Raw genomic sequence first — 11670 nt, 5'->3', positions numbered from 1 at the left:
ACATCCGCCCTGTTTGTTTTGGGCGCAGAATCTGGTCGAGCCCCCTCTAAGTTGTTTTGAGGGTCAATTTGCACGCCGGCCGGGCCGCGCCTATCGATTCCCTCGCGCCCCCCTGACTCCGGCGGGCCGGAAGTCAATAAATATCGAAATCGAAATACTTGGCCTGGATCTTCTTGTAAGTGCCGTCGGCGACGATGGCGTCTATCGCCGCATTCAGCTTGTCGCGCAGCGCCGTGTCTTCCAGGCGGACAGCGATGCCGGCTTGGGTCTCGGTGCCCTTGACGTCGCCGACAAGCTTGCAGCAGCCTTCGCTCGCCTTCTTCAGCCAGTCCATCAGCACGAACTTGTCGGAGATGACGGCATCGAGACGGCCGTTCTGCAGGTCGGTGATCGCCTCTTCCTGGGTGGGGTAGAGTTTCGCCTCGGCGCCGGCCTTGCCATAGGCGTCCTGCGCATAGTCGGCCTGGGTGGTCGAGGCCTGCGCGCCCACCGTCTTGCCGGCAAGGGCTGCCGGTTCGGTGGAAGTGAGGTCGCTGTCCTTCGGCGCCACCAGTGCCAGCGGCGTCGTGTAGTATTTGTTGGTGAAGGCGACCTGTTTCTTGCGCTCCTCGGTGATGCTCATCGAGGCGATGATGGCGTCGAACTTTTTCGCCTGCAGCGCCGGGATGATGCCGTCCCAGTCCTGGGTGACGATCTCGCACTCGACCTTCATCTGCGCACACAGCGCATTGGCAATGTCGATGTCGAAGCCCTCGATCTTGCCGTCCGCGGTGATGGTGTTGAAGGGCGGATAGGCGCCCTCGGTGCCGATCTTCAATTTCTCCTGCGCCTCAGCCAGCGAGCCGGCCGATATCACCAGCATGGCAGCGCTCGCTGCCGATATGATCCATCTTGAAATCTGCATTTTGGTTCCCCTTGCGCGCCGTTCTCTTGCCGGCCACCGAAAGGCAGCCAAGCATGGTGAGGCAGCGCAGGCAAGTATTTTGCCTGACGGTGATCGAAGGTTCAGCCGGCGGGGCGGAAATGCTTGGAGAGCTTGAGGCCTTGCGCCTGGTAATTCGAGCCGAGATCGGTGCCGTAAAGCGCCTGCGGCCGCTTCAGCATGTGTTCGTAGACCAGCCGGCCGACGATCTGGCCGTGGTCGAGGATGAACGGCACTTCGTGGCTGCGCACTTCGAGCACCGCCCGGCTGCCGGTGCCGCCTGAGGCCGAATGGCCGAAGCCCGGATCGAAGAAGCCGGCATAGTGAACACGGAATTCGCCAACCAGCGGATCGAAGGGCGTCATCTCGGCGGCGTAGAGCGGCGGCACGTGCACGGCTTCGCGGCTGACCAGGATGTAGAACTCGTCCGGGTCGAGCACCAGTTCGCCGGCGCCGCTCTTGTAGAGCGGCTCCCAGAAATCGACGGCATCCTGGGCGGCGCGCTTGTCGACATCGACCAAGCCGGTGTGATGCTTGCCGCGATAGCCGACCAGGCCGTTCTGGTCGCCGTCGAGATCGATCGACAGCGCAATGCCGCCGCCGGAAATGTTGGGCGGCTCGGTCGCCACCAGCATCTCGGCGCGGTGCAATTCGTTCAGTTCTGCCTCCGACAACAGCGCGTTGCCAGTGCGAAAGCGGATCTGCGACAGCCTCGATCCGGCGCGTACGACGATCGGGAAGGTGCGTGGACTGACTTCGAGATAAAGCGGCCCGTGATAGCCGGGGGCGATCTTGTCGAACTCATGGCCGCGATCGGTCATCACCCGGGTGAAGATGTCGAGGCGGCCGGTCGAGCTTTTCGGGTTGGCCGAGGCCGACACGTTTGCGGGCAGCGCCAGGCTTTCGAGCAGCGGCACGATGTAGACGCAGCCGGTTTCCAGCACCGCGCCCTCGGCGAGACTGAATTCGTGCAATTTCAGCCGGTGAAGCTTGTCGGCCACCAGATGATCGGGACCCGGCAGGAAGGAGGCGCGCACGCGAAAAGCCTTGTCGCCGAGCCTGAGATCGAGGCTCGCCGGCTGCACCTGGTCGACATCGAGCGCGCGCGGCGACTTCAGCGCGCCGGACTGAAACAGCGCGGAAATGTCCTGATCGGGAAGAATGCCTGTCTGCCGCAAAAGGCTGGCTCCGCTCCAAGGTCGGTCTCTTTGTGGCAGGTTCTTGCCGCAAAACCGCTGGATATTATTGCGGAACCTGCCTGGTACAAACCTCTTAATGAAGCCGGCAATTGACGCAAGCGCAGGTGAGGTCTAAAGGGTCGTTATCCCGTGGTGATTTGGCCGGTCGGCTTGCAGCCACGTTAAACAAGTCGCTAAAGGACCGTCGGGCCGCAAGGCCATATGGACCGGTTGCGACTTTCGCGGCCGGTTTTTTTGTGTCTGGAACAAAAGCGATGAGCACCAAGAAGCGTAACTGGAAACCTCAGACCGCACTCGTGCACGGGGGAACGCTGCGTTCCCAGTTCGGCGAGACGTCCGAAGCGATGTACCTCACCCAAGGCTATGTCTACGAGACGGCGCAGGCTGCCGAGGCCCGTTTCAAGGGCGAGGAGCCGGGCTTCATCTATTCGCGCTATGCCAACCCTACCGTCGACATGTTCGAAAAGCGCATGTGCGCGCTGGAGGGTGCCGAAGATGCGCGCGCCACGGCGTCCGGCATGGCGGCGGTGACGGCAGCGCTCCTGTGCAGCGCCAAGGCCGGCGACCATATCGTTGCGGCGCGCGCGCTGTTCGGCTCCTGCCGCTGGGTGGTGGAGACGCTGGCGCCGAAATACGGCATCGAGGCAACGCTGGTCGACGGCACCGACATCGCCAACTGGGAAAAGGCGGTGCGGCCGAACACGAAACTGTTCTTCCTGGAAAGCCCGACCAATCCGACGCTGGAAGTGGTCGACATCGCAGCGGTGGCGGCGCTCGCCACCTCGATCGGCGCCAGGCTGATCGTCGACAATGTCTTTGCCACGCCCTTGCAGCAGAAGCCCTTGCAGCTCGGCGCCCATATCGTCGTCTACTCCGCGACCAAGCACATTGACGGCCAGGGACGCTGTCTCGGCGGCATCATCCTGTCGGACAAGAAATGGATCGACGAGAATTTGCACGACTATTTCCGCCACACCGGCCCGAGCCTGTCGCCGTTCAACGCCTGGACGCTGCTCAAGGGCCTGGAGACGCTGCCGGTTCGGGTGCGCCAGCAGACGGAAAGCGCGGCCAAGATCGCGGATTTCCTGGCAGGACGGCCGGAAATCGCCCGCGTCATCTATCCCGGCCGCGCCGACCACCCGCAGGCCGACATCGTCAAGAAGCAGATGACGGGCGGATCGACGCTGATCTGCCTCGACGTCAAGGGCGGCAAGCAGGCGGCCTTCGCCTTGCAGAACGCGCTCGACATCGTGCTGATCTCCAACAATCTCGGCGACGCCAAGAGCCTGATCACCCATCCGGCGACCACCACGCACAAGAACCTCAGCGACGAAGCTCGCGCCGAGCTTGGCATCGGGCCGGGAACGCTCAGGCTGTCGGTCGGTCTTGAGGATACGGACGATCTGCTGGAGGACGTTGCGCAGGCGCTGAAGGCAGCCGGATAGGCCGCGAGGCGTCACGCTCCCGACGAAACCTCTTCCAGTTCGGCCGTCTTGGTGCCGATGGTCATGATGTTGCCGCGCCAGTCGACGGCGCCGCTCAGCCAGCCGCGCGCCCAGATGGCGGGAAGCATCATGTCGCGCACCATCATCGCCGGGACCATGCGCAGCGACAGGTGCCAGCCCTTGGCCGCGGCCAGCGCGCATTCGGGAATGTAGGCCGCCGTCAGCACGGCCAACACCGTGGCCGGCAGGCTGATGCCGGCACTTGCGGCCGCCACCAGCGCCAACGCCAACGGCACGGCGACGCCGGTCAGGATCTCGGGTGCGAAAAACAGCGGGAAAGTGACGCGGCGCAACCGCGCCCAGCGCGCCTGGCGCGACCAGATGTCGGGAAGTCGGCGCTGCCCCAGTGGTTGCTCGAAAGGCGAGGCAACGAGATTGACGTGCAGGCCCAGTCCGTTGACCAGCTTGGTTGCAGCAGCATCCTCGGCGATCTCGGCGGCCAGCGCACGGATACCGCCACTGGTATCGAGCATCGGCTTGTTCCACAGCATGCTCTTGCCTTGGGCAAAGCCGAGACCGAGCGCCTCGCCGGCATATTGCCAGCGCGCCTGCAGCGTGTTGAGGAACGCGCATTCGACCTCGGCCCAAAAGCCATCCGGCCGAGAGCCGATCGGCGTCGAGCAGATAAGCCCGGTATTGGTCCGCCAGGCCGCCATCAGGTGCTGGACGTAATCCCTTGGCATCAGCACATTGGAATCCGCCAGAATAACCCAATGATAGCGCGCCGCTTCCCAGCCCTTGACGCAGTTGTTGAGCTTCGGGTTGCTGCTGACGCGGTCGTCGCCGATCAGCAGCCGGGCCGGCACGTTGGGAAACAGGACGATCGCCCTGTTTATCAGTTTGACGACGGGATCGTCGGCGTGAGCGACGCAGAAGATCAGTTCGTAGCGCGGCCAGTCGAGCGAGAAGGCTCGCTGCAGCGTCTCTTGTGTGAACGGCTCCACGCCGCGCGACGGTACGACGATCGAGACCGGTGGCTGCTCGTCGGACGGCGGAGGGATAAGGCGACGCGCTTGCAGTTTCGACGAAGCAAGCAGGATGCTGGCGAGATTGGAAAGAAGCAAAGCGGAGGAAGCGAAGGCGGCTGTGAGAGCTAGTTCCATGAGATCTGGTCACTCCGGAAAGGCCGCTCGCGGCTGCTTTGTCAGTCGACAGATGGGCCTTGAGTCGCCGGCAAGGTTTGCCCACACCAACACTGTCATGTGTCACTTAAATGACATTGTTTGTCGGCACCTCCGCTTTGAGGCTGGCAGGACATGCCGTTGTGCGCGTATCAAACCGCATAGCGCGACAAATGTTCCTTGCCGCGCAACCGGAGCAGCCCATGTATCGCGCCGTCACGCGCAACATCGAAGTGCAGGTCAGACCGTTCTACCTGGAGGACCGCTCGGACCCGGCGGAGAACCGTTATGTCTGGGGCTACCAGGTGACGATCGACAACCAGTCGGACGATTTCGTGCAGCTTATGTCGCGTTACTGGCACATCACCGACGGCAGCGGCCGGATCGAGGAAGTGCGCGGCGCCGGCGTGGTCGGCGACCAGCCTGAGCTCAATCCCGGCGACAGCTATCAATACACGTCAGGCTGCCCGCTCTCGACGCCCTCCGGCTTCATGGTCGGCCACTACACCATGCGCAACAAAAAGGGCGAGACGTTCGACGTCGCTATTCCCGCGTTTTCGCTGGATCTGCCGGGGACGCGGCGGACGGTGAATTAGGGGTTTTCTCCCCATCTCTATACGGGGAGAAATGCCCGGCAGTGCAACGAGGGGCGCCGCCGGACTCATGAGGTTATCTTCCACGCACATGACGTAGGCTATGCGCGGCCATTCACCAAAGTTCGCGCTGCCCCTCATCCGCCCTTCGGGCACCTTCTCCCCGTGAACGGGGAGAAGGAAGAGATGCTACTGAGTTGCAAACTCCGCCGGGTCGAAGTCGTACTGCTTCGAGCAGAACTCGCAGGCGACGTGGATGCCGCCATCTTCGGTGCTGTCCTTGATCTCCTGCGCGGAAAACCCCTCGAGGATGCCGCGTATCTTGTCCCTTGAGCAGGAACATTGGTCGGCGACCGGCACGCCGCCGAAGACGCGCACGCCATGTTCGTGGAACAGCCTGTAGAGCAGCCGCTCGGCGCCGATGGTCGGGTCGATCAGCTCGGTCGGCTCGATGGTGCCGAGCAGCGCCACCAGCTCGCGCCACGAATTGTCGGCCGGCTCCTGCGTCACGTCACGCGGATCGCCGTCGCCGCCCGAAATGTCGGGCACGCGCATGCGCTCGGGTGACTGCGGCAGGAACTGCGCCAGGATGCCGCCGGCGCGCCACTGCTCACGAGCGCCGCCGGGACCTGGCGTCAGCAGCTTGGCCACCGACAGCCTGAGGTCGGTCGGGATCTGCTCCGACTGGCGGAAATAGGTGCGCGCGGCGTCCTCCAGCGTCTCGCCGTCGAGCTGGACGATGCCCTGATAGCGCTGCGTGTGCGCGCCCTGGTCGATGGTCAGCGCCAAAACGCCGCTGCCCAGCAGCGTCTGCTGCGAGGTCTGGCCTGCGGCCACCAGGGCCTCCAGCCGGTCGGCGTCGAAACGCGCATAGGCGCGCAATGCCGAAGGCGTGGAGAAATCCGCGACCAGCATGTCGACCGGGCCGTCGGTGCGGGTCTGCAGGATGAACTTGCCTTCGAATTTGAGCGAGGTGCCGAGCAGCACCGTCAGCACACAGGCTTCCGCGAGCAGGCGGGCGACCGGCTCGGGATAGTCGTGACGGTTGAGGATGGCGTCGAGCATCGGCCCGAGTTGCACGGTGCGGCCGCGCACGTCGAGCGGGCCGACCTCGAAGGGTACGACATGATCGTCGCCGGCATAGCCGAACTCGCCGAGTCTGGGGTGATGTTCAGTCACTTGATGCGTTTCCAACATGACAAAGCTCCAGGGCGCGGCCATGCGGCCCGGAGGGGTGCATGCGTCCAAACGCGCTTGATTTGCGTGATGGGGCGCAAATAGGCATCGCGCCGCCCCGGATCAAGCGCTTGGAGATCAAGCGCCTGGAGATCAAGCGCCCAGACACCAGGCCAAAACCGCCTTCTGGGCGTGGAGCCGGTTCTCGGCTTCGTCGAAGACAACCGAATGCGGACCGTCGATGACCTCGTCGGTGACTTCCTCGCCGCGATGCGCCGGCAGGCAGTGCATGAACAGGGCGTCGGGCTTGGCCCTCGCCATCAGCGCCGCATTGACCTGATAGGGCGAGAAGACATTGTGGCCGCGGGCGCGGTGTTCCTGGCCCATCGACACCCAGCAGTCGGTGACGATGCAGTCGGCTTGGTCGACGGCTTCCTCGGGCGAGCGGGTGAAGTGCAGCTTGCCGCCATTGCTCTTCGACCAGTCGATATGCTTTTGCGCCGGCTCGCTGCCTTCCGGCACTGCGACGTTCAGGTTGAAGCGGAACCGCGCCGAAGCTTCGAGCAGCGAATGCAGCACGTTGTTGCCGTCGCCGGTCCAGGCGATGGTCTTGCCGGCAACCGGACCGCGATGCTCCTCGAAGGTCATGATGTCGGCCATCAGCTGACAGGGATGGGTGTCGTCGGTCAGCCCGTTGATGACCGGAATCGTGGCATTCTCGGTCAGCTCGAGCAGCCGCTCATGCGACGTGGTGCGGATCATGATGGCGTCGACATAGCGCGACAGCACCTTGGCGGTGTCGGCAATGGTCTCGGAACGGCCGAGCTGCATTTCGGTGCCGGTCAGCATGATGGTCTCGCCGCCGAGCTGTCGCATGCCGACGTCGAAGGACACGCGCGTGCGCGTCGACGGCTTGTCGAAGATCATGGCCAGCACCTTGCCTTCGAGCGGTTTGGTCCGTTCGCCGGCCTTGAGGCGCGCCTTGCGCACCACCGCATCGTCCAGCATCAGGCGCAGATCGCCTTCGGAAACGGCGGAAAGATCGGTGAAATGGCGAAGGCTCATCGGGAATGGTTCTCGGGATTACTTCGCGGCGGCCGCGGCGATGGCGTCGGTCAGGCCCTTGGCGCCGGCGCGGATGCGATCGAGCGCTTCGCCGATCTCGGCGTCGGTGACGGTCAGCGGCGGCAGCAGACGAATGACGTTGTCGCCTGCCGGCACCGCCAGCAGATGCTGGTCGCGCAGCGCCATGTTGACCTTGGTGTTGGGCATGGCGCATTTCAGGCCAAGCATCAGGCCGCTGCCCCTGATGCCTTCGATGACATCAGGAAATTCGTCGGCGACCGCCGCCAGGCCCTGCTTCATCAGCAATGCCTTGCGCTGGACGTCTTCGAGGAAGCCGTCTTCCAGCACGACGTCGAGCACAGCGTTGCCGACCGCCATGGCCAGCGGATTGCCGCCGAAAGTGGTGCCATGCACGCCTGCCGTCATGCCGACGACAGCGTCGTCGGTGGCGAGGCACGCGCCCATCGGAAAGCCGCCGCCAATACCCTTGGCAATCGCCATGATGTCGGGCGTCACGCCGGTCCATTCATGCGCGAACAGCTTTCCGGTGCGACCGATACCGCACTGGACCTCATCGAAGATCAGCAGCAGGCCGTGCTGGTCGCAGAGCTGCCGCAGCCGTTTCAAGGATTGCGTCGGCACCGGGCGGATGCCGCCCTCGCCTTGCACCGGTTCGATCAGGATCGCGGCGGTCTCTGGTGTGATCGCCTTTTCGGCGGCGTCGATGTCGTCGAAGCCGACCTGGTCGAAGCCTTCGACCTTGGGCCCAAAACCTTCGAGATATTTGTACTGGCCGCCGGCGGCGATGGTCGCCAGCGTGCGGCCGTGGAAGGCGCCTTCGAAGGTGATGACCCGGAAGCGCTCGGGATGGCCCTTGACGAACTGGTAGCGGCGCGCCGTCTTGATCGCGCATTCGAGCGCCTCGGCGCCGGAATTGGTGAAGAACACCTTGTCGGCGAAGGTGGCGTCAGCCAGCCGCTCGCCGAGCCGGGCCTGCCCCGGGATCTCGTAGAGATTGGAGACGTGCCAGAGCTTGGCCGCCTGTTCGGTCAGCGCCGAGACCAGATGCGGATGGCTGTGGCCCAACGAATTGACCGCGATGCCGCCAGCGAAATCGAGATATCGCTCGCCCTTGTCGGTAACCAGCCAGGTGCCTTCGCCATGGTCGAAGGCCAAAGGGGCGCGGGCAAAGGTCTCGTAAAGCGCCGAACCGCTCATTATATGCGTCTCCGGTACCGGAAAAATCAAAAAAGCCGCCAAAGCGGCGGCCTTTGCGGCTTATCGTGTTTTTCGGCCATGAAGTCAACGAAAACGTCGCGCAGAGGCGCGCGGCAAGCTCCCGACGAGACGCCGGCTCATAAGCGACCGGGCAAGTTGGGGAAAACCTAAAAAACCGATTCGTGTTGCACCTGGGACTCTTGTCACCGAGTCAACACATGAGGTAATTGTAGTCGGGAAATAACTAGATTTCGTGCGGCGGACCTAATCACCTAATATATGTGGTGTCTGCCCCGGCAAAGATTGCCGGGTCGGGAACGGATTCCGGCTGCCGCACACATAGCAGGAGCGCGGTCTCATGAACTGGACTGACGAGCGGGTCGAACTTCTCAGGAAACTGTGGTCGGAGGGCTTGAGCGCAAGCCAGATCGCCGCACAACTCGGCGGGGTCAGCCGCAACGCGGTCATCGGCAAGGTGCACCGGCTGAAGCTGTCGGGCCGCGGACGCTCGACCGCGACGCCGGCGCGTCAGAAGAAGACAACGCAGGGATCTTCGATCCAGAAATCGGTGCCTCGCGCCGCAACCACGCAGCGCCATGTCACGACGTCGATCGGGGCGAACGCGCTGCAGGCGCAGTTCGACGCCGAGCCAGTGGCGCGCCACTACATCCGCCCGGTCGAAAACGTCGTCGTGCCGATCTCGCGGCATCTGCAGCTCACCGATCTCACCGAGCGCACCTGCAAATGGCCGAATGGCGACCCGCTGTCGGAAGACTTCAACTTCTGCGGCAACGAGGCGGCTGAAACCGGACCTTACTGCAAGTACCACGCAAGGGTGGCGTTCCAGCCAGCTTCAGAGCGGCGCAGGAGCCGGTAGTTAGGAATAGGGATTGGGGACTGGGCAGTAGGGAATGGGGTAGCGCTCGTGAGGCGCTACCTTATACTGCCTACTGCCTACTGCCTACTGCCTACTGCCTACTGCCTACTGCCTACTGCTGCCTGCCCCCTCACAGCCACCCACTCTTCCGAAATCGCCAATACAAAAACGAGCAGATCAGCGCGATCGAGACCAATACGACGGGATAGCCGTATTGCATCTTCAGTTCCGGCATGTCGTCGAAATTCATGCCGTAAATGCCGGCGAGCGCCGTCGGCACCGCCAGGATCGCCGCCCATGAGGCCAGCTTCTTGGTGTTCGCGGTTTCCTGGCTCTGGCCGACCAGCAGGCTGGCTTCGAAAGCGAACGCCAGAACCTCGCGCAGGCTGTCGATCTTTTCCTGCACGGTGCGGATATGGTCGGTGACATCGCGAAACAGCGGATGCATGGCGGTATGGATCTGCGGCAGGTCGGCGCTGGTCAGCCGGCGGCAGACCTCGACCAGCGGCAGCGCCGCATTGCGCAGGCGCAACAGATCGCGGCGCAGCATGTAGAGCCGCTCGATGTCGGGACCGGTCATCGGCTTCAGCAGCACCCTGTCCTCGATCGCCTCGACCTCGTCCTCGATCTGCTCGAGCACCGGCATGTAGTTGTCGACGATGAAGTCGAGAATGGCGTAGAGGACGAAATCCTCGCCCTTGGCCAGTGAGTGCGGACAGCTTTCCCAGTGCTGGCGCACGGCGGCGTATGAGGTCGAGGGACCATGCCTGACGCTGACGATATAGCCGGAGCCGACGAACAGATGCGTCTCGCCGAAGGTGACGCGTCCGTCGATCAGCTGTGCAGTGCGGGCAACGATGAACAGCGCATCGCCATATTGCTCGATCTTCGGCCGCTGGTGCGGATGTTCGGCGTCTTCAATCGCCAGCTCATGCAAATGGAATTGCGCCTTGACGCGCAGCAGAAGCTCGCGGTCGGGTTCGAGCAGCCCGATCCAGACGACATGGCCCGACTTCTTGGCCCATTCACCGGCTTCCTCGATCGGAATGTCGGCGATCCGCTTGCCGGCGGTGTAGACGCTCGACGCGATGATGCCGGACGATGCCGGCGCCGGCTTGAACTCTCGGACATATTCCATCGCAGCCTCCTGAGCGCCTGGCCTTGGCCAGGAACCGAGACGCTAACATCCGGGCAGTTTAGCGCAATATGATTAAGCGTTCGAGGGGCGCGCGATCACTTCACCGGCAGCGCCGGCAGGGCAACCTTGTCGGTCTTGTCGCCCTTTGGACGCTCGGCCGGCAACTGCTCGCCGGTGACGATGTAGTAGATCGTCTCGGCAATGTTGGTGGCGTGGTCGCCGATGCGCTCGATGTTCTTGGCGCAAAACAGCAGATGCGTGCACGGCGTGATGTTGCGCGGATCTTCCATCATGTAGGTCAAAAGCTCGCGAAACAGCGAGGTGTACATGGCGTCGATCTGGTCGTCGCGGTCGCGAACGAAGCCTATTTTCTCGACCGAGCGCGAGGCATAGACGTCGAGCACTTCCTTGAGCTGGGTCAAAGCGAGTTCGGCCAGCGCCTCGAGGCCGCGAAACAGGCTGGTCGGCTGGCGGCCGTCAATGACGCTGACCACACGCTTGGCGACGTTCTTGGCGAGGTCACCGACCCGTTCGAGGTCGGCCGAAATGCGGATGGCGCCGACGATCTCGCGCAGATCCGTCGCCATGGGCTGGCGCTTGGCGATGATGACGATGGCTTTGTCGTCGATTTCGCGCTGGCCATCGTCAAGCACGATGTCGTCGCGGATGACCTTCTGGGCGAGGCCGGGATCGGCATTGACCAGCGCCTGGATCGCCTGCTCGACCATGCGCTCGGCATGGCCGCCCATCGCAGCGATGCGCTTCGCCAGGTATTTCAGCTCTTCGTCATAGGCGCTGACAATGTGTACGGACTGCATGGGCGAAATGCCTTCCTTAAATCTTTGGCCTTTTGCGT

The 11670-nt window shown here is 63.3% G+C and carries 11 protein-coding genes and 1 riboswitch; of the genes, 3 read left to right on the top strand and 8 right to left on the bottom strand.

What is annotated here, in order from left to right; translation table 11 throughout:
* Positions 1-133: 133 nt before the first annotated feature.
* Both NKH35_RS03255 and NKH35_RS03250 read right to left on the bottom strand, forming a co-directional pair.
* The gene (locus NKH35_RS03255; RefSeq protein WP_023681945.1) at positions 134-904 is read right to left on the bottom strand and encodes an ABC transporter substrate-binding protein; all 771 of its coding nucleotides are present in this window, start codon (positions 902-904) and stop codon (positions 134-136) included.
* Positions 905-1005: 101 nt separating this feature from the next.
* Positions 1006-2100, bottom strand: coding sequence for a 2'-deoxycytidine 5'-triphosphate deaminase (locus NKH35_RS03250; RefSeq protein WP_023699517.1), 1095 nt, complete (start codon positions 2098-2100; stop codon positions 1006-1008).
* 140 nt (positions 2101-2240) lie between these two features.
* Positions 2241-2318, top strand: a riboswitch (SAM riboswitch).
* 57 nt (positions 2319-2375) lie between these two features.
* Between NKH35_RS03250 and NKH35_RS03245 the strand changes: the two genes are divergently transcribed.
* Positions 2376-3566 carry an O-succinylhomoserine sulfhydrylase gene (locus NKH35_RS03245; RefSeq protein WP_023669633.1) on the top strand — a complete coding sequence of 397 codons (1191 nt, stop codon included), beginning with the start codon at positions 2376-2378 and terminating at the stop codon, positions 3564-3566.
* 11 nt (positions 3567-3577) lie between these two features.
* Here the strand turns inward: NKH35_RS03245 and NKH35_RS03240 are convergent, their stop codons facing one another.
* Positions 3578-4729, bottom strand: coding sequence for a ceramide glucosyltransferase (locus NKH35_RS03240; RefSeq protein ID WP_023732407.1), 1152 nt, complete (start codon positions 4727-4729; stop codon positions 3578-3580).
* A gap of 221 nt (positions 4730-4950) precedes the next feature.
* Here NKH35_RS03240 and apaG point away from each other — a divergent pair, with 221 nt between their 5' ends.
* Positions 4951-5343, top strand: coding sequence for a Co2+/Mg2+ efflux facilitator ApaG/CorD (gene apaG / locus NKH35_RS03235; RefSeq protein ID WP_023681948.1), 393 nt, complete (start codon positions 4951-4953; stop codon positions 5341-5343).
* 186 nt (positions 5344-5529) lie between these two features.
* Here the strand turns inward: apaG and NKH35_RS03230 are convergent, their stop codons facing one another.
* The 3 genes from NKH35_RS03230 to NKH35_RS03220 all read right to left on the bottom strand — a co-directional run bounded on the left by NKH35_RS03230 (position 5530) and on the right by NKH35_RS03220 (position 8799).
* Positions 5530-6561: an Hsp33 family molecular chaperone gene (locus NKH35_RS03230; RefSeq protein WP_031261895.1), complete on the bottom strand. Its 1032-nt coding sequence runs from the start codon at positions 6559-6561 to the stop codon at positions 5530-5532.
* A 108-nt stretch (positions 6562-6669) separates the two neighbouring features.
* Positions 6670-7581 carry an ornithine carbamoyltransferase gene (gene argF / locus NKH35_RS03225; protein ID WP_023669629.1) on the bottom strand — a complete coding sequence of 304 codons (912 nt, stop codon included), beginning with the start codon at positions 7579-7581 and terminating at the stop codon, positions 6670-6672.
* An 18-nt stretch (positions 7582-7599) separates the two neighbouring features.
* On the bottom strand, positions 7600-8799 hold the full coding sequence (locus tag NKH35_RS03220; protein WP_023681950.1) for an aspartate aminotransferase family protein: 1200 nt from the start codon (positions 8797-8799) through the stop codon (positions 7600-7602).
* 358 nt (positions 8800-9157) lie between these two features.
* On the opposite strand from NKH35_RS03220, the gene NKH35_RS03215 reads away from it, so the two are divergent.
* Positions 9158-9676, top strand: coding sequence for a GcrA family cell cycle regulator (locus tag NKH35_RS03215; RefSeq protein ID WP_023669627.1), 519 nt, complete (start codon positions 9158-9160; stop codon positions 9674-9676).
* A 130-nt stretch (positions 9677-9806) separates the two neighbouring features.
* Here NKH35_RS03215 and NKH35_RS03210 read toward each other — a convergent pair whose 3' ends face one another.
* Both NKH35_RS03210 and phoU read right to left on the bottom strand, forming a co-directional pair.
* On the bottom strand, positions 9807-10814 hold the full coding sequence (locus NKH35_RS03210; protein WP_023669626.1) for a magnesium and cobalt transport protein CorA: 1008 nt from the start codon (positions 10812-10814) through the stop codon (positions 9807-9809).
* A 95-nt stretch (positions 10815-10909) separates the two neighbouring features.
* Positions 10910-11632, bottom strand: a complete 723-nt coding sequence (phoU, locus tag NKH35_RS03205) for a phosphate signaling complex protein PhoU (RefSeq protein WP_023692535.1) — start codon at positions 11630-11632, stop codon at positions 10910-10912.
* Positions 11633-11670 lie beyond the last annotated feature (38 nt).

This window comes from Mesorhizobium sp. M1143, assembly GCF_040318435.1.
GTDB lineage: Bacteria > Pseudomonadota > Alphaproteobacteria > Rhizobiales > Rhizobiaceae > Mesorhizobium.
This window is presented reverse-complemented; position numbering and strand designations above follow the sequence as displayed.